Annotated in this window: 16 protein-coding genes; 12 read left to right on the top strand and 4 right to left on the bottom strand. The window is 59.4% G+C overall.

Translation table 11 applies throughout. From position 1 onward, the window contains the following. Nucleotides 1-89: 89 nt before the first annotated feature. From pstC to ACW4DH_RS12270, 6 genes are all read left to right on the top strand, one after another. Nucleotides 90-1,346 (top strand): phosphate ABC transporter permease subunit PstC, encoded by a 1,257-nt coding sequence (gene pstC / locus ACW4DH_RS12295; RefSeq protein WP_459636691.1) that lies wholly within the window; start codon nt 90-92, stop codon nt 1,344-1,346. 21 nt (nt 1,347-1,367) lie between these two features. After that, a complete protein-coding gene (gene pstA, locus ACW4DH_RS12290) occupies nt 1,368-2,534 on the top strand; it encodes a phosphate ABC transporter permease PstA (RefSeq protein WP_459636690.1) in 1,167 nt (388 codons plus the stop codon). Nucleotides 2,535-2,562: 28 nt separating this feature from the next. Next, nucleotides 2,563-3,414, top strand: coding sequence for a phosphate ABC transporter ATP-binding protein PstB (pstB, locus tag ACW4DH_RS12285; RefSeq protein WP_459636689.1), 852 nt, complete (start codon nt 2,563-2,565; stop codon nt 3,412-3,414). A gap of 175 nt (nt 3,415-3,589) precedes the next feature. Beyond that, nucleotides 3,590-3,916 carry a YnfA family protein gene (locus ACW4DH_RS12280; protein WP_459636688.1) on the top strand — a complete coding sequence of 109 codons (327 nt, stop codon included), beginning with the start codon at nt 3,590-3,592 and terminating at the stop codon, nt 3,914-3,916. Nucleotides 3,917-4,290: 374 nt separating this feature from the next. Continuing rightward, a complete protein-coding gene (locus ACW4DH_RS12275; protein WP_459636687.1) occupies nt 4,291-6,102 on the top strand; it encodes an acyl-CoA dehydrogenase C-terminal domain-containing protein in 1,812 nt (603 codons plus the stop codon). Nucleotides 6,103-6,260: 158 nt separating this feature from the next. Beyond that, nucleotides 6,261-7,361: an AI-2E family transporter gene (locus ACW4DH_RS12270; protein ID WP_459636686.1), complete on the top strand. Its 1,101-nt coding sequence runs from the start codon at nt 6,261-6,263 to the stop codon at nt 7,359-7,361. 71 nt (nt 7,362-7,432) lie between these two features. On the opposite strand, the gene trxA is transcribed toward ACW4DH_RS12270, so the two are convergent. Beyond that, nucleotides 7,433-7,756 (bottom strand): thioredoxin, encoded by a 324-nt coding sequence (trxA, locus tag ACW4DH_RS12265; RefSeq protein WP_459636685.1) that lies wholly within the window; start codon nt 7,754-7,756, stop codon nt 7,433-7,435. Nucleotides 7,757-8,013: 257 nt separating this feature from the next. Here trxA and cysB point away from each other — a divergent pair, with 257 nt between their 5' ends. Beyond that, a complete protein-coding gene (gene cysB, locus ACW4DH_RS12260) occupies nt 8,014-8,985 on the top strand; it encodes an HTH-type transcriptional regulator CysB (protein ID WP_459636684.1) in 972 nt (323 codons plus the stop codon). 109 nt (nt 8,986-9,094) lie between these two features. Here cysB and ACW4DH_RS12255 read toward each other — a convergent pair whose 3' ends face one another. Together ACW4DH_RS12255 and pabB are read right to left on the bottom strand one after the other, a co-directional pair. Beyond that, the gene (locus ACW4DH_RS12255) at nt 9,095-9,715 is read right to left on the bottom strand and encodes a phosphoadenosine phosphosulfate reductase domain-containing protein (protein WP_459636683.1); all 621 of its coding nucleotides are present in this window, start codon (nt 9,713-9,715) and stop codon (nt 9,095-9,097) included. Between the two features lie 310 nt (nt 9,716-10,025). Beyond that, nucleotides 10,026-11,378: an aminodeoxychorismate synthase component I gene (gene pabB, locus ACW4DH_RS12250; RefSeq protein WP_459636682.1), complete on the bottom strand. Its 1,353-nt coding sequence runs from the start codon at nt 11,376-11,378 to the stop codon at nt 10,026-10,028. Between the two features lie 137 nt (nt 11,379-11,515). On the opposite strand from pabB, the gene ACW4DH_RS12245 reads away from it, so the two are divergent. The 5 genes from ACW4DH_RS12245 (at nt 11,516) to prpD (ending at nt 16,852) form a co-directional block, all read left to right on the top strand. Continuing rightward, nucleotides 11,516-12,358: an alpha/beta fold hydrolase gene (locus ACW4DH_RS12245; RefSeq protein ID WP_459636681.1), complete on the top strand. Its 843-nt coding sequence runs from the start codon at nt 11,516-11,518 to the stop codon at nt 12,356-12,358. Nucleotides 12,359-12,505: 147 nt separating this feature from the next. Next, complete coding sequence (locus ACW4DH_RS12240) at nt 12,506-13,237, top strand: GntR family transcriptional regulator (protein ID WP_459636680.1); 732 nt, start codon at nt 12,506-12,508, stop codon at nt 13,235-13,237. Beyond that, complete coding sequence (prpB, locus tag ACW4DH_RS12235) at nt 13,230-14,117, top strand: methylisocitrate lyase (RefSeq protein WP_459636679.1); 888 nt, start codon at nt 13,230-13,232, stop codon at nt 14,115-14,117. The genes ACW4DH_RS12240 and prpB overlap by 8 nt, the downstream gene beginning before the upstream one ends. 54 nt (nt 14,118-14,171) lie before the next feature. Next, nucleotides 14,172-15,296, top strand: a complete 1,125-nt coding sequence (gene prpC, locus ACW4DH_RS12230; protein ID WP_459636678.1) for a bifunctional 2-methylcitrate synthase/citrate synthase — start codon at nt 14,172-14,174, stop codon at nt 15,294-15,296. 71 nt (nt 15,297-15,367) lie between these two features. Continuing rightward, the gene (gene prpD / locus ACW4DH_RS12225) at nt 15,368-16,852 is read left to right on the top strand and encodes a 2-methylcitrate dehydratase (RefSeq protein WP_459636677.1); all 1,485 of its coding nucleotides are present in this window, start codon (nt 15,368-15,370) and stop codon (nt 16,850-16,852) included. Nucleotides 16,853-16,965: 113 nt separating this feature from the next. Here the strand turns inward: prpD and ACW4DH_RS12220 are convergent. Further along, on the bottom strand, nt 16,966-17,238 hold a 273-nt coding region (locus ACW4DH_RS12220), incomplete at its 5' end, for a hypothetical protein (protein WP_459636676.1).

Here is a 17,238-nt window from a genome sequence, read left to right as displayed (position 1 = left end):
ATCTAAGCCCGAGAGTCGGCCGGTAGCTTACGCTGCCGGCCTGTTTGCATAACGTGCCTGAGTAGGCCGAGGTTATCCGAGAGACCGCCATGCAGACCAATCCTGTCCTTTTGCTGTCCTGTGCTGCGCTGCTGCTGATGGGCTTGGCCGCCTACTTCATGGGACGTGCCAAGGCCAGTCGAGTACGTGCCGGCGGAGCGGCAATGTATGCTCAGCCGGATCAGTATGCCTGGTTTGCTGCCCTATCCACGGCAGGCCCCGCCGTGGTGGTCAGCGCACTGGGCGCTTTCATCATGCTGTTGCTGGGAGCCGAAATTCCCACCCTTTACTTGCTATCGGTCAGCCTGATCGTGGCGGTCGTGGGCCTAATGGTGGGACTCAAGCTGGTTCGTCCGGATTTTCACGCGCGTCGGGCGATCGAGAAAGTCATCGTCTGGATCCTGGCCGCGTCGGCACTGGTCTCCATCCTGGCGACCCTGGGTATTCTGCTGTCGATCGTTTTCGAGGCGTTGCGCTTTTTCCAATTACAGAATTTCTGGGACTTCGTGACCGGAACCACCTGGGCGCCGGGCAACAGCTTCCTGGCGGCTGCAGGGCGGGCCGAAGAGGGGGGCAGTGCGGCACAATTCGGCTCGGTGCCGCTATTCGCCGGCACTTTCCTGATCACGCTGATCGCCATGCTGGTAGCGATTCCGGTGGGCCTGCTGGCGGCTGTCTACATGGCCGAATTCGCCCCCGCCAAGGTGCGTACCCTGGCCAAGCCGGTGCTCGAAGTCCTGGCCGGCATTCCGACCGTCGTGTACGGCTTCTTCGCCGCAATTACCGTGGCGCCGGTGATCGTCGATATTGCTGGATTGTTCGGCCTTGAGGCGTCCTTTAACAATGCGCTGGCTCCGGGCTTGGTGATGGGCATCATGATTATCCCCTTCATCTCCTCGTTGTCCGATGATGTTATCAATGCCGTACCGGATAGCGTACGCCAAGGCTCGCTGGCCCTGGGCATGACCAAGGGCGAGACCATCAAGCATGTCGTGCTGCCCGCCGCCATGCCCGGCATCATTTCCGCCTCCTTGTTGGCGGTTTCACGCGCGTTGGGGGAAACCATGATCGTGGTCATGGCGGCCGGGATGCGTCCCAACCTGACTGCCAATCCGCTGGAAGACATGACCACGGTCACGGTGCGTATCGTGGCGGCGCTTACCGGCGATCAGGAATTCGAAAGCGCCGAAACCTTATCGGCTTTTGCACTTGGGCTGGTGCTGTTCGTGGTGACATTGGCGCTGAACATGGTGTCGGTGTTCATGATTCGTCGCTTCCGCGAAAAGTACCGTACCAACAATTTGTAAGCGACAAAGGTCCTTCCGGTCATGAGTCAATCCTTCGATGCGATCAGCGAGCAGCTCAAACGACGCCATCGCCGCTCCAGGCGACTGAAATGGATCTCGCTGGGAGCGTTGATCCTGGCGGCGACGTTTCTGGTCGTCTTTATTTCCGACATGTTGGTCAAGGGGCTTCCTGCGTTTCAGCAAGCGCAAATACAGGTCGAGGTCAGCTATAACGAACGCTCACAACAAATGCCACCGGCGGCAGTCGATGATGATGTGCGCCGTCTGATCAGTCGCGGTTATCTGCGCCTGATTCCGGGTCGAATGCAGGAAAATCCCGACCTCATGGGCACTACCCGTATGGAGTGGGTTCTTGCCGACTCTGAGGTGGACCAGTATCTCAAGGGGCACTACAGCAAGCTCAATGAGGCACAGCGTGCCGCCGTCGATCGCCTGGTGGAGCAGGGCCGCGCGGAGCTGCACTTCAATACGCGGTTTTTCACGAGTGGTGATTCCAAGATGCCCGAACTGGCGGGTATTGCCTCGGCGGCAGTAGGCACCGTGATGACACTACTGGTCACCATGGCGGTGTGTTTCCCTATCGGCGTGATGACGGCGGTGTACCTGGAGGAGTTTGCCTCCGATAACCGACTGACCCAGATTATCGAAATCAACATCAACAACTTGGCCGCGGTACCCTCGATCCTGTTCGGGCTACTGGGGCTGGCGATCTATATCAATTTCTTCGGCGTGCCGCGCTCCACGCCGTTGGTGGGCGGGCTGACCCTGGCGTTGATGACCTTGCCAGTCATCATTATCACTACCCGCAGCGCCCTGCGCTCGGTGCCTGACGACATCCGGTATGCCGCCTTCGGGGTCGGTTGCTCGCGCTGGCAAGTGGTCCGCGATCACGTCTTGCCGCTGGCGCTGCCGGGCATTTTGACCGGCTCGATTATTGGCTTGGCTCAAGCCATGGGCGAGACGGCGCCACTGATCATTATCGGCATGGTGGCCTTCATTCCCGACGTTTCCGCTTCCTTCACGGATGCGGCTACGGTCATGCCGGCTCAGATATTCACCTGGGCGGGTGAGCCGGAACGGGCCTTCACGGAGAAGACCGCCGGGGGCATCCTGGTGCTGTTGGCAGTGTTGATCACACTCAATGCCACAGCCGTCTGGCTGCGTAAGAAATATGAACGTCGCTGGTAGGCCCGGCGACCCTCACAGGACAACGACGATGAACCAGCATATCGAAAGCCCCCAAGCCGCCGCGACTCCCGCCAAGACGCATAGCCAGGGGGCGCCGGTGACCCGCAATGCGCAGGCCGGGCATGAATTGAGCATTCGTGTCCGTGATCTCAATCTATGGTATGGCCAGAATCAAGCGTTGAAGCATATCAATGTAGACATCTACCGCAACAATGTGACGGCGCTGATTGGGCCTTCAGGTTGTGGTAAGTCCACGTTCCTGCGCTGCCTGAATCGCATGAACGATCTGATCCGCAGCGTGCGTATCGAAGGGCTCGTGGAAATGGACGAGCGCGATGTCAACGAGCCCAAGATGGATGAGGTTGCTTTGCGCAGGCGCGTGGGCATGGTGTTCCAAAAGCCCAACCCATTTCCCAAATCCATCTACGAGAACATTGCCTATGCGCCGCGCATGCACGACCTGGTCAGCCGCAAGGCCGAGCAGGATGAGTTGGTGGAGCAGGCGCTGCGCGACGCCGGGCTGTGGAATGAGGTCAAGGACAAGTTGCATGAGCCGGGCACCTCATTGTCGGGAGGCCAGCAGCAGCGCTTGTGCATCGCCCGGGCGATTGCGGTAAAGCCCGACGTCATCCTGATGGATGAGCCGACGTCGGCGCTGGATCCTATCTCGACCGCGACCATCGAAGACTTGATGGACAAGCTCAAAAAGCAGTTCACCATCGTTACGGTGACGCACAATATGCAGCAAGCGGCGCGGGTGGCCGATTACACGGCATTCTTTCACCTGGGTGAAATGGTCGAATACAACGATACCAAGTGCATGTTCTCGAACCCGCATACCAAGAAAGCTGAGGATTATATTACCGGCCGCTATGGTTAAGGGGAGTCGGCCAGACGCGTGCAGCGGACCAGCAGACGATGATGTGGAACAAGTTCTGATTCGATCTATTTCAGCGACGCGATACGCTTGGCGTTGATGTGGCCCCTGTAATACCTCTGACTCCGTAGCGGCAAGCTGATAGCCTTGCCGCCATATCCGTGTCCGGAGTTTGCCCATGTCTGCCGTTTTGATCTATCTCGCTGCCGCGCTGGCCGAGATCGCCGGCTGTTTCGCGTTCTGGTCCTGGTGGCGGCTGGATAGATCCATCGGCTGGTTGGTCCCGGGCCTGGCGAGCCTGGCGCTGTTCGCCTGGCTGCTTTCCCGGGTCGATACGGACTATGCGGGGCGCGCCTATGCCGCTTACGGGGGTGTCTATATCGTGACGTCACTGCTTTGGCTATGGTTGGTCGAGCATCGTCAACCTGATCGCTGGGACCTGTTGGGTGGCGGCATCTGCTTGGTCGGGGCCGGAGTCATCCTTTTGGGGCCGCGTAGCAACTGAGGGAACCCGATTAGGGGAAAGGCGATGTGACAGCCGCTCGATGCGATGACTCGCGTGCATCTCGAAAACCCTGCTCGACAATTTGTATCGCTTCATCCTGGAGACGTTGAACTGGACCGTGCGCTGGTACGATCCTCAATGCCCGCGCTCGCCTCAGTTTTCTGGCCTCCGACACGATGGCCATATCCATGTCACCCGGCGCAGGTGTGTTGGCATTCCCGAAATGATCATCCGGGACTGCTCGCGTAAGAGAGTTTCAAACGAACAAGGTTTAAAACGAGCGCTTGACTCGCACTCCTGTCTGGCATAATTTCAAACGCATGTTTGAGGCTGCGCTCGGCGCAGGTTCTAGTTCGTGATTCAGGAGTCATCCCATGCCAGATTATCAGGCGCCCCTGCGCGACATGCGTTTCGTGATGGACGAATTGCTCGACTATCCCACTCATTATGCCCAGTTGCCGAATGCCGACGACGTTTCTCCGGACGTGGTTGCCGCCATCCTGGAAGAAGGCGCGCGCTTCACGCGTGAAGTGCTGCTGCCGATCAACCAGTCGGGCGATCGGGAGGGTTGTCGGCTCGAAGGCAACGAAGTCAAGGCGCCTCAGGGGTTCAAGGCGGCATATGCGCAGTATGTCGAAGGGGGCTGGCCGAGTCTCTCCGGTGACCCCGCCTACGGTGGGCAGGGCCTGCCGCCGTCACTCGGTATGCTGCTTTCCGAGATGATTTGCGCCACCAACCTGGCCTGGGGAATGTATCCCGGGCTGTCGCATGGCGCCGCCGATGCCCTGCGTCACCATGGCACCGAAGAGCAGAAGTCCGCGTACCTTACCAAGCTGATCGAAGGGGTGTGGACCGGCACGATGTGTCTGACCGAACCTCACTGCGGCACCGATCTCGGCTTGATCAAGACGCGGGCCGTGCCGCAGGACGACGGCAGCTACCAGATCTCGGGGACCAAGATATTCATTTCGGCGGGCGACCACGATCTGGCCGAGAATATCGTTCACCTGGTGCTCGCTAAACTGCCGGATGCTCCGGAAGGCTCCAAGGGTATTTCTCTGTTCGTGGTGCCCAAGTATCTGCCCGACACCGAGGGCAATCCGGGCGAGCGCAATACATTGGGATGCGGCTCGCTGGAGCACAAGATGGGCATCCACGGCAACGCCACCTGCGTCATGAATTTTGACGGGGCGCGCGGTTTTATGGTCGGTGCACCCAACAAGGGATTGGCCTGCATGTTCACCATGATGAACGTGGCGCGTATCGGGGTGGGCATTCAGGGGCTGGGATTGATGGAAGTCAGTTTCCAGAACGCCCTGGCTTATGCTCGCGAGCGACTGCAGATGCGTTCGCTGTCGGGGCCCAAGGCGACTGACAAGCCGGCGGACCCGATCATCGTGCATCCTGACGTACGGCGCATGCTGCTGACCCAGAAGGCCTTCGCCGAAGGTGGACGCATGCTGGTTCTCTACACCGCCCAGTTGGCGGATGTGGCCGAGTGCTCTCAGGATGCCGCCGAACGTGAACAAGCCGAAGTGCTGCTCAGCCTGTTGACGCCCATCGTCAAGGCTTTCCTGACCGAGGCCGGCTTCGAGGCTACCAACGAAGGCGTGCAAGTCTTCGGCGGGCACGGCTTTATTCAGGAGTGGGGGATGGAGCAGTACGTGCGCGACTCGCGCATCACGCGGCTTTACGAAGGCACCACGGGCATTCAGGCCCTCGACCTGCTGGGGCGCAAGGTACTGATGAACCAGGGCGAAAGCCTCAAGGTCTTTACCAAGCAGATTCATAAGTTCTGCAAGGCTCAGGAAGGCGACGCGGTGCTGGAAGACTTCACGCAGCCGCTGGCCAAGCTCAATGCCGAGTGGAGCGAGCTGACCATGACGGTGGGCATGAAGGCCATGCAGGATCGCGAGGAAGTGGGCGCTGCAAGTGTCGACTATCTCATGTACTCCGGATACGTGACGCTGGCCTTCTTCTGGGCACGGGCGGCACGCGCGGCCCAGGATGCGTTGGATCGCGATACCAGCGAACCGGCGTTTTACCAGGCCAAGCTGAACACGGCGCGCTTCTACTACCAGCGGCTGCTGCCACGCACCCGGGCCCATGCCGAGATGATCCGGGCCGGCAGTTCTTCACTGATGGCGATCTCTGCCGAGGACTTCGGGCTGGGCTTCGATATTTAAAGTCTCTCCGGTCAGGCGCTCTGACCAGTACTTGATGGCGGACTTCGGTCCGCCTTTTTGTTTTTTGACGATAGCGTGTGGCGGCGCCTACATAGAGCATTGTGCTGATCGACGCGCATGGGCATGATGAGAATCTCCACCCCATCAAGGAAGATTCCATGCCTCAGGGTCAAGAACCCATGCCGCCCCACGTTCCCCTGAATCTGACGCTGGCTCTGGCATCGATTGTCGTCATCGTGGGAGGAATGCGTCTGGGGGCCGATCTGCTGGTACCGATCATCCTTTCGCTGTTCATTGCCGTCATCTGTACGGCTCCGGTTCACTGGCTGCACGAACACGGTCTGGGCGTGCGGACGTCGGTACTCGCGACGTTATTTATTCTGGGGGGATTGTTCACGCTATTGGGAGTCCTGCTGGCCAATAGCTTCGCGACCTTTGTCGAGGCGCTCCCCGCCTTGGAGAATCAATTACATAACCATTATCTGCAACTTCTGCAGTGGCTGGCGGGACTGGGGTTCTCCATTCATCCCCAGCAGTTCTCGGAGATGCTCGATCCGGCGCAGGCGACGGGATGGGTACCGCTGTTCCTGGGCGGTATAGGGAGCCTGCTCTCGCAGAGTATCGTGATCATGCTATTGGTGATCTTCATGCTGTTCGAGACGCTGGATTTTCGCAACAAGGTGGCGCGGGCGCTGAACAATCCCGCTCCCAGCCTCGAACGCTTCACCGAATTCAGCCGTAATCTCAAACGCTATCTGGCCGTCAAGACCGTCATCAGCCTGATTACCGGCGTGCTGGTATGGATTGCCTGCTGGCTGATCGGTGTCGACTTTCCGCTGCTCTGGGCGACGCTGGCCTTCTGCCTGAACTACATACCCAACATCGGCTCGGCTCTGGCGGCGATTCCTGCGGTGTTACTGACACTCGCCATGCCCGAAGGGGGACTGTTCAAGGCGATGCTGCTCTCGGGGGCATATCTGGGCATCAATTTCTTCATGGGTAATCTGATCGAGCCGAGAGTGATGGGACGAACCTTGGGCTTGTCGACATTAGTGGCCTTCCTGTCACTCGTGGTCTGGGGGTGGATCCTCGGCCCGGTGGGAATGCTGCTCTCGGTTCCGTTGACCATGACACTCAAGATAGCCCTGGAAAGCCATTCCGAGACGCACTGGCTGGCGAGATTGCTGGGGCCGGCGGAACGTTCGCGTAAGCGAACCCTGCGCATACAGCGCAGAAACGACAGAGAAATGGAAAAGTGACGGCGAGGGGAGGGGCGCTGTTACGCTACTTGACACATCGCCCGACTGGGCGATGTGTGGTGAGGGATCTGTCAGACGTTTTGATCGACGAACTGGGACAGTTGCGTCTTGGACTGCGCGCCGACCAGAGAGGCTACCTTGGCGCCCGACTTGAACAGCATGACAGTAGGAACGCCACGTACACCATGCTCGGCGGCAATTTCGGGGGCATCGTCGACGTTGACGCTGACCACCTTGAGATTCTCGGCTTTCTCGTCGGCGACTTCATCGACGACCGGCGCCATCATTTTGCAAGGACCACACCATGGAGCCCAGAACTTCAGTAGGACCGGCTTATCCGACTTGATAACTTCCTGCTCGAAGTTGGCAGTGGTGACATCGACATTATTAGCCATGGGACTCTCCAATTTCATTGCGCTTCATCGAGCGTAGTGTAGCGATGTTAGCCGGTGGCGGAAGACGAGGCAAATCTCCAGCGGCGATAACATCGTTAGCTAATGTTTAACACGGTTACGGTTCGGCGACTGGCGGCTCCAGAGACGCTTGTCAGTGAATCCGTAAACTTCTATTCTAATATCTTATATCTTAAAGAAATTTCAATCCGCTATTTTATGCATTTTAGGTTGGTTGGTGTCAGGAGGCGACGCTTACAATGAAGCTCCAGCAGTTGCGTTATATCTGGGAAGTGACCCGCCACAACCTCAATGTCTCTGCCACGGCACAAAGCCTCTTTACCTCGCAGCCGGGCATTTCCAAACAGATCCGTCTGCTTGAAGATGAGCTGGGCGTCGAGATATTCGCCCGCAGTGGCAAGCATTTGACCCGCGTAACGCCGGCGGGGGAGGCCATCATCGAACTGGCCGGCAAAGTACTCAGTACCGTGGATAATATCAAGCATGTGGCCCAAGAGCACAGTGATGAGCGCCGCGGCAGCCTGTCAATTGCCACTACCCATACGCAGGCACGTTATGCTTTGCCCCCGGTGATTCGCGAATTCCGCCAGAAATATCCCGATGTGGCGCTGCACATGCAGCAGGGAACGCCCAAGCAGATCGCGCAAATGGTTAGTGAAGGCCAAGCCGATTTCGCCATCTGCACCGAATCGCTGGAACTGTTCACCGACTTGATCCTGCTGCCGTGCTATCGTTGGAACCGTTGCGTGCTGGTACCCAAGGACCACCCTCTGGCCCAGTGCGGCGAGCTGACCCTCGAGCAACTCGCGGAGTATCCGCTGGTCACCTATCTGTTCGGGTTTACGGGACGCTCGCAGCTTGATGAGGCGTTCAAGGCTCAGGAGTTGACCCCCAACGTCGTGCTGACTGCCGCCGATGCCGATGTGATCAAGACTTATGTACGGCTGGGGCTAGGAGTGGGCATCGTGGCGCATATGGCCGTAGATCCCGAGGTCGACACCGATCTGGTCGTACTCGAAGCCGGCCACCTCTTCGCCAGTTCGACGACCAAAATCGGTATCCGGCGCGGTACCTTCATGCGCGGATACATGTTCGACTTCGTACAGGAATTCGCGCATCACCTGGACCGCGATACCGTCGAGGCGGCTCTGGCCGCCGGACCACGTCACGAGCAGGTGCTGTTCGAAGGCGTGGAGTTGCCGGTACGCTGAAATAGGGCGATGCGACAACGCCAACCCCTGCCGGCCAATGATGGCGGGGGGTGGCGCGTTTGGACATATCGTGGAAAATTCGCTTCTATAGAAAGCCGCTTCTCCTGTCTCAGTACTGCAGGTGCAGGCCGCATTCGCGTTTTTCCTCGACCTTGGTCGGGTCGAAGTAATCGAAGTTATTGGGCAGATCGTGTTGCTGCAGATAGGCGTACATGTCCTTGGCTGTCCAGTGCAGTACTGGCGCGACCTTGATCAGGCCATTGGCATTGACCGAAACCGGCTGCATCTGGGCACGTTGTGCGGTGTCCTCGGCGCGCACGGCGGTAAACCAGACGTCGGGCGCCATCTCTCTGAGGGCACGTTCGAAGGGTTCCAGTTTCACTTCCTGCGTGAAGGCCTCATGGCGGGGATCATCGATCAACGGTGTCGCGCCTTCGACGGCTTCACGGTGCGCCCGCGAGCGCCGCGGATGATAGATGGTCAGGTTGAGATCGAGTCGCTGGGTGACGTCGTCGGCGAAGCGATAGGTGGCTTCGGTGGCATAGCCGGAGTCCATCCACACGATGGGGATGTCGGGACGCACTTGAGTCACCATGTGCAAAATGACCGCTTCGAAAGGCCGAAAGTTGGTCGTGCAGATGGCATGCTTGCCTAGGCCGAGCGCCCAGCGGGTCAACGCTTGCGGATCGTGTCCATGGTCGCGGTTGATGGCATCGATATCTAACGTCATGTCAGTCTCCTGAAAGTGATGAAAAGCCTCGCCTGAGCGGCTTTGGATCGCCTAACCCTAGCAAAACGTCAGGCCACCGCCCCAATATCCTTTGGTTCGGTTCTTATATGCCAAAAATGTTGCTTAAGTGAGAGTGCTTAGAACTCTGGGTTCTTCTCTTTCCATACGGCACGTGGCGATCACGGCATGACGCGCGGCGCCCTGAAGCTCTGGATGTGCCCGGCGGCGTGGCTCCAGGGCTTAAATATTCAATGGCGACGATGAAAAACATGTCGCGCTCAAGGATACGCTAGACATTAACGTCGAGTGTTCAAGGATCCGAGAGAGCGTCCATCAGTCGACGAACCTTGTCGAAGGTCTCTTCGTACTCCGCTTGCTCCTGCGAATCGGCCACCACACCGCCGCCACCCCAGACATGCAGGGTGCCGGCATCGGCGACAACCGTACGGATGGCGATCGAGGTATCCATGCGGCCGCGGATATCGATATAGCCGAGGCTGCCGCAATATACGCCACGCCGGCTGGGCTCCAGCGCATCGATGATTTGCATGGCGCGTACCTTGGGGGCGCCGGTGATCGAGCCGCCCGGAAAGGCCGCTGCCAGCAGGTCCAGCGCCGTATAGCCGGTGGCCAGTTCGCCGGTGACCACGCTGACCAGATGATGGACGTTGGCATAGCTTTCCAGGCCGCATAACTGGGGAACCCGGATGCTGCCGGGGCGACACACTCGGCCCAGGTCGTTGCGCAGCAGATCGACGATCATGACATTCTCGGCGCGGTCCTTGGGGCTGGAGAGCAGTGCCTCGGCATGGCGCCGATCGAGACCGCTGTCTTCGCTGCGGGGACGGGTGCCCTTGATCGGACGAGTCTCGGCATGACCATCATGTACCTCGATAAAGCGTTCGGGGGAGAGCGAGAGAATGGCTTGGTTCCGCCAGGCCAGATAGCCGGCGAAGGGAGTCGGGGTGGCGTGGCGTAGACGCTGATAGGCTTGCCAGGGATCGCCGATATAGTCGGCATGCAAGCGCTGAGCAAGGTTGATCTGATAGCAGTCGCCGGCCTGGATGAACGCCTGAACCTTACGAAAACGCTCGCCATACTCGGCGCGGCTCAGCTCGTTCTGGAAGGGCGTCAGGGTACGGAAAGCCGGGGTGGGCACCGGTATTGTCGCCAGCCACTGCTCGACTTGCAAGCGGCGCTCGGAACTCGCGACCAGCCAGGCTTCGCAGCGCTCGTGATCGTGGATCAGCGCCCAGTCGTACAGTCCGACACGGCTCCAGGGCAGAGCGACCACTTCCCGCGCCTGACCGCTGTATGGTTCGAGACAACGCCCCAGGTCGTAGCTCCAGTAACCGATCAGTCCGCCGAGAAATGGCAAATGCGTCTCGGGCCCGTCGAGCGACAGGCGCTCGAGCAGTGCCTGTTGGGCCGCAAAGGGGGCGTCCGGCAAGTCGTCTGGAAGACGCTCGCCACTGATCCGGCCTTGGTTATCCACCTCCAGCGTCATCAGCGGGTCGCTGGACAGAATGTCGAAGCGCCCGCCAGGCGCCAAGGGGCGGCCACTGTCGAGCAGAACGGCACCGGGACGCTGGCGCAGCGCCGCAAAGCGTGCCAGAGGCGTGGTGTGGTAGGGCAGGGGCGTTAGTTCGAGTCGTCGTGTCATGCAGCATGCTTCCGTATATCGAGGTGCCATTCTAGCAGCCCGATGGGCCTGACTGAGCGTGGGCTCTGGGTTTGTCCGCCTGGGCGAAGCTCGGGATAATGGCGGCAATCGATGCGTTATTCACCAAGGAGCGGCACATGAGTGCGGATTTCCAGATTCAGCAGGGTGTGCTGGAGCGCCCCGATCAGCATTGTCATTGGCGGCGTCTGGAATTGCCGGAGAGTCACGGTCACGGCACGTTATTGTTGCTGCATGGCGCCGGAGTGGCCGGCGAATTGACCTGGTTGCCCATGGTTGGACATTTGACGGCTTGGCGCACGCTATTGGTACCCGACTTACGAGGCATGGGAGAAACGCGCGCGCCCGACGGCCATGAACGACCGTTTACGTTGGACGAGGTGGTCGCGGACGTGGCAGCCCTGCTGGAGAATCACGAGGTCGAACAGTGCGATGTGGCGGGATATTCCTTTGGCGGACTGGTGGCGATGCGCCTCAAGCAACATCTTGGCTCTCGTATCGGCCGTACCCGGCTACTCGAGCCGGCGCTGCTCGAACGGGAGGATCGCGACATCATGATCGAGGTGCGCGAAGGCTATGCCGAAGCCGCCGAGCGCATCCGTTTAGCCGGCAGTGCCGAGGCGGGTATCATTGCCTTCCTCGACCTCATCGCCCCGCACCGCTCGAAGAACCCACGTGTCGAGCGCTTGATGGTGCGTCGTCTGGCGCATCGCCCGCTAGGCTTTGCCCATGCGCTGGACTGCGTGACCGAGGCGGTGCGTCATGTGGATCGCGAGGCGCTGCTTGCGGCGCAGCGCGATGTCATCAGTATCGTGGGTGGCAAGAGCCTGGCCGTCATGAAGGCATATCATGCGGCACTTGAGCGCGACAGAGATGATTGGCGCTATGTCGAACTGCCAGGCACGGATCATTCTTTGCCGTTTCAAAAACCCCGCCGTATTGCCGCTATCCTGCAGTCGTGAGGAAGTCTGGGGCGGGATTGTCGACATCCTCCCGGGGAAGCAATGCCCACTGCTCCGAAAGGAGGATAAAATAACCCAAACTGCCGGGTTGACCCTTTGCTTCGGGCTGGCTAGAGTGTTTGCACTCATTAATTGTCAACAATCGCCATGAACTCAAAGCTTCAGGATGCTGCGTTACCCGAGGTTCGTACCTTGGCCGAGCGCGTTTTCAATCAGTTGCAGAGCGCCATCGTGCGAGGCGAGCTGGCCCCCGGCAGCAAGATCACCGAGCCCGGCCTTTCCAGAGCCTATGGTATCTCGCGGGGGCCGCTGCGCGAGGCGATGCGACGCCTGGAAGCGCACCGCCTGATCGAGCGGGTTCCTCATGTCGGCGCACGCGTGGTCAAGCTCTCGATGAAGGAATTGCTCGAGCTGTTCGATGTGCGCGAAGCCATGGAGAGCATGGCGGCGCGGCTGGCGGCAAAGCATATGACCGCCGAGGAAATTGCCGGTTTGCGTGGTGTACTGGCCATGCATGAGCGCCAGGCCGACCTCAAGCGTGGCGAGGCGTATTATCAGCGTGAAGGGGACCTCGATTTTCACTATCGCATCGTTCAGGGCAGCCATAACCGCATGCTGATGACGATCCTCTGCGACGACCTCTACTATTTGGTACGCCTGTATCGGACCCAGTTCAGCGCCAGCGGCACGCGCCCTCAGCGCGCCTTTGTCGAGCATCACCGCATCGTCGATGCCATCGAAGCGGGCGATGAAGAGCTGGCCGAATTGCTCATGCGCCGCCACGTCAGTGCATCGCGCGCCAATGTCGCCGAGCGTTACGCCGCCGTGTTAATGGAGGAGGCGGAAAAATCTGCCAGGACAGGAGAGACTCATGAGTGACCGGACTCCCGGGGGGCGCTTTCGTGCCGCCCTTGAAGCGCATCACCCGCTGCCCATCGTTGGTACCATCAATGCCTATACCGCACTGATGGCCGAGAAAGTCGGCCACCACGCGGTATATCTTTCCGGAGGTGGCGTGGCTAACGCCTCCTTCGGTCTGCCGGACCTGGGCATGACCTCGATGAACGATGTGGTCGAGGACGCCCGGCGTATCACCGGCGCCACCGAATTGCCGCTACTGGTGGACATCGATACCGGCTGGGGCGGAGCTTTCAATATTGCCCGCACCATCAAAGAGATGGGGCGGGCCGGCGTGGCGGCCGTGCATATCGAGGATCAGGTCGCCCAGAAACGATGCGGCCATCGCCCCAACAAGGCGATCGTCACCCAGGCGGAGATGGTCGACCGCATCAAGGCCGCGGCGGATGCCAAGCTCGATCCCGACTTCTACCTCATCGCACGTACCGATGCCTTCCAGAAGGAGGGGCTGGCCGCCGCAGTGGAGCGCGCCAATGCCTGTGTCGAGGCCGGCGCCGACGCCATCTTTGCCGAAGCCGTACATACCCTCGATGACTACCGGGCCTTCTGTGAAGGAGTGGACGCACCGATTCTCGCCAACATCACCGAATTTGGTGCCACGCCGTTGTTCAACCAGCGTGAACTGGGAGATGTCGGCTGTCGCATGGTGCTCTACCCTCTGTCGGCCTTCCGCGCCATGAATGCAGCAGCGCTCAAGGTCTATCGCAACATTCTCGACAAGGGCGATCAGCAGGATGTGGTCGAACTGATGCAGACACGCGATGAACTCTACGATTTTCTCGACTATCACGCCTTTGAAGCCAAGCTCGATGCACTATTCGTCGATAAGCCTCAGGGGTGAGGTACGCCGGGACTGCCTGCCGGACTGATAACAAATCGATCAAGGAGACACGCCATGACGGATACACCTAAAAGCACCGGCCTCAGGGGTCAAAGTGCCGGCAGCACGGCGCTATGTACCGTGGGCAAGAGCGGCTCTGGCCTGACCTACCGTGGTTACGATATTGCCGACCTGGCCGATCATGCCCGCTTCGAGGAAGTCGCCTACCTCTTGCTCAAGGGAAAGCTGCCCAACCAAGCCGAGCTGGAGGCTTATGTCGCCAAGCTCAAGTCGCTCCGCGGTCTTCCCGATGCGCTCAAGGCGGTGCTCGAGCAGATACCCAGGCATGCCCACCCGATGGATGTCATGCGTACCGGCGCCTCCATGCTCGGTAACCTGGAAACCGAGGAGAGCTTCACGGAGCAGCAGGATCAGGCCGATCGCATGCTGGCGGCTTTTCCTTCAATTCTCAATTACTGGTATCGCTACAGCCATGACGGCGTGCGTATCGAGACCGAGACGGACGATGATTCCATCGGTGGGCATTTCCTGCATTTGCTGCACGGCAAGCCGGCTTCGGACCTGCATGCTCGGGTCATGAATGTCTCGCTGATCCTGTACGCCGAGCATGAATTCAATGCCTCGACATTTACCGCGCGGGTCTGCGCCTCGACGCTCTCCGATATCCACTCTTGTGTAACCGCCGCCATCGGCTCGCTGCGGGGACCGCTGCATGGCGGGGCCAACGAGGCGGCCATGGATATGATCGAAGACTGGCAGTCGCCGGATGAGGCCGAGCGTGGCATTCTCGGCATGCTCGAGCGCAAGGAGAAGATCATGGGTTTCGGACACGCCATCTACCGCGAGTCCGATCCGCGCAATGCGATTATCAAGCAGTGGGCGAAGACGCTCTCCGAGGATGTCGGCGATGATCGGCTGTATCCGGTGTCCGAGCGTGTCGAAGCGGTCATGTGGCGTGAGAAGAAACTGTTTTGCAACGCCGACTTCTTTCATGCCAGCGCCTACCATTTCATGGGCATACCCACCAAGCTGTTCACGCCGATCTTCGTCTGCTCGCGTCTGACCGGCTGGTGCGCGCATGTTTTCGAGCAGCGTGAGAACAACCGCATCATTCGTCCCAGCGCGGATTACGTCGGACCCGAGAAGCAATCATGGGTACCGATCGAGCAGCGCCCGTAAGCAAGTTGCCTGTTTTCACTGTTCTGATCTGCGCGGCCGGTTAGGCCGCGCCCCTGGAGGATGGTTTTTCGATGAGCGCCAACGTCGATCTCAACAATCGCCCGGATTATGACGCCGAGCTGCAAAAAATTGCCGACTATGTTCTCAGTTACAAGATTGACAGCCAGGAAGCCCTGGACACAGCACGCAACTGCCTGATGGATACGCTGGGATGCGGCCTGTTGGCGCTACGGTTCCCCGAATGTACCAAGCATCTCGGCCCGCTGGTCGAAGGTACTATCGTGCCGCATGGCGCGCGCGTGCCCGGCACCTCATTTCGTCTCGACCCCGTCAAGGCGGCCTGGGACATCGGCTGTATCATCCGCTGGCTGGATTACAATGATACTTGGCTGGCGGCCGAATGGGGGCATCCCTCCGACAATCTGGGCGGCATCCTCGCCGTGGCGGATTATCTTTCCCAGAAGCGTGTTGCCGAGGGAGGAGAGCCACTGACCATGCGCGCCGTGCTCGAAGCCATGATCATGGCCCACGAGATTCAAGGTGTGCTGGCACTCGAGAACTCCTTCAACCGCGTGGGGCTCGACCACGTCCTGTTGGTTAAGGTGGCGTCTACAGCGGTGACCGCCAAGCTGATGGGAGCCGATCGCGAGCAACTCCTCTCCGCCCTCTCTCACGCGTTCGTCGATGGGCAAAGCTTGCGCACCTATCGCCACGCGCCCAATGCCGGCTCGCGCAAGAGCTGGGCGGCGGGGGATGCCACCTCGCGTGCCGTGCGTCTGGCCGATATCGCCATGCGCGGAGAAATGGGCATTCCCGGAGTGCTCACGGCGCCGCAGTGGGGGTTCTACGACGTAGCGTTTTCCAAGACCAATAAGGATCAGCAGATCAAGCCGGAAGAAGAGCGTAAGTTCCGAATCAGCCAGGATTACGGCTCCTACGTCATGGAGAACGTTCTCTTCAAGATCTCTTTCCCGGCGGAATTCCACGCCCAGACGGCAGCCGAAGCGGCAGTCATCCTGCATGCCCAGGTCAAGAATCGCCTCGATGAGATCGAGCGAATCGAGGTGACTACGCATGAATCGGCGATCCGCATCATTTCCAAGGTCGGAGAGCTGGCCAACCCCGCTGACCGTGATCATTGCCTGCAATACATGATTGCCGTGCCGCTGGCCTTTGGTGATCTAGTCGCCGAGCATTACGAAGACAGTTTCCACAAATCTCACCCAGTCATCGATGCGCTACGCAACAAGATGGAAATTCGCGAGGAGCCGACCTACACTCGCGATTATCTTGAGGCGGAAAAGCGCTCTATTGCCAACGCCATCCAGATATTCTTCAAGGATGGCAGCAAGACCGAACGGGTAGCGGTGGAATATCCTATCGGCCACCGTCGCCGCCGTGAGGAAGGCATTCCGCTTTTGGAGCGGAAGTTTCAGAACAACCTGGCAACACGTTTCCCCGCGCGCCGCTGTGAAGAGATCTTTTCACTATGCAAGGACCAGGCGACGCTGGAATCCACGCCGGTCAACCGGTTCGTCGATCTGTTCGTTATCTAGTTCCCGCCTGGAATAACCGGGGCTTACGTGCCCCGGTTTTCATGTGTTGGCCGTGACATCTCTCCTCTCAGTAAAAGATCTGGCGCCTTTATGGGGGCGGGGCTAGAATATTTTTAACCGAAGGTCTTGTCAGGCGTCATGGATATCCGTAAAGTACGCATCCGCTGCCAGCGACGAGCATACGTTGCAGGCGGTGGAGAGTGAGGCAAGTCATTGTTGCCGTTGGGGTTTTGGGTTTCTCGCCGAGCGTTGGCGAGGCGACGAAAGCCTTGACAGGCCCGCCGGAAACGGTAGAATGCGCCCCACTCGACACGGCCGTCAGCCCGGGCCGCAAACGATTCGAACGCGAATCGCAGCGCGCACAAGGGATTGACAAACACGGCCGC

The sequence above is a fragment of the Halomonas sp. WWR20 genome (assembly GCF_054602495.1).
Note: the sequence above shows the minus strand (reverse complement) of the source record. Positions and strands in the feature narration are given on the sequence as shown.

What these genes read in the sequence shown, in the direction of transcription:
- pstC (WP_459636691.1), top strand. Translation starts at nt 90, where the DNA reads ATGCAGACCAATCCTGTCCTTTTGCTGTCCTGTGCTGCGCTGCTGCTG.
- pstA (WP_459636690.1), top strand. Translation starts at nt 1,368, where the DNA reads ATGAGTCAATCCTTCGATGCGATCAGCGAGCAGCTCAAACGACGCCAT.
- pstB (WP_459636689.1), top strand. Translation starts at nt 2,563, where the DNA reads ATGAACCAGCATATCGAAAGCCCCCAAGCCGCCGCGACTCCCGCCAAG.
- ACW4DH_RS12280 (WP_459636688.1), top strand. Translation starts at nt 3,590, where the DNA reads ATGTCTGCCGTTTTGATCTATCTCGCTGCCGCGCTGGCCGAGATCGCC.
- ACW4DH_RS12275 (WP_459636687.1), top strand. Translation starts at nt 4,291, where the DNA reads ATGCCAGATTATCAGGCGCCCCTGCGCGACATGCGTTTCGTGATGGAC.
- ACW4DH_RS12270 (WP_459636686.1), top strand. Translation starts at nt 6,261, where the DNA reads ATGCCTCAGGGTCAAGAACCCATGCCGCCCCACGTTCCCCTGAATCTG.
- trxA (WP_459636685.1), bottom strand. Translation starts at nt 7,756, where the DNA reads ATGGCTAATAATGTCGATGTCACCACTGCCAACTTCGAGCAGGAAGTT.
- cysB (WP_459636684.1), top strand. Translation starts at nt 8,014, where the DNA reads ATGAAGCTCCAGCAGTTGCGTTATATCTGGGAAGTGACCCGCCACAAC.
- ACW4DH_RS12255 (WP_459636683.1), bottom strand. Translation starts at nt 9,715, where the DNA reads ATGACGTTAGATATCGATGCCATCAACCGCGACCATGGACACGATCCG.
- pabB (WP_459636682.1), bottom strand. Translation starts at nt 11,378, where the DNA reads ATGACACGACGACTCGAACTAACGCCCCTGCCCTACCACACCACGCCT.
- ACW4DH_RS12245 (WP_459636681.1), top strand. Translation starts at nt 11,516, where the DNA reads ATGAGTGCGGATTTCCAGATTCAGCAGGGTGTGCTGGAGCGCCCCGAT.
- ACW4DH_RS12240 (WP_459636680.1), top strand. Translation starts at nt 12,506, where the DNA reads ATGAACTCAAAGCTTCAGGATGCTGCGTTACCCGAGGTTCGTACCTTG.
- prpB (WP_459636679.1), top strand. Translation starts at nt 13,230, where the DNA reads ATGAGTGACCGGACTCCCGGGGGGCGCTTTCGTGCCGCCCTTGAAGCG.
- prpC (WP_459636678.1), top strand. Translation starts at nt 14,172, where the DNA reads ATGACGGATACACCTAAAAGCACCGGCCTCAGGGGTCAAAGTGCCGGC.
- prpD (WP_459636677.1), top strand. Translation starts at nt 15,368, where the DNA reads ATGAGCGCCAACGTCGATCTCAACAATCGCCCGGATTATGACGCCGAG.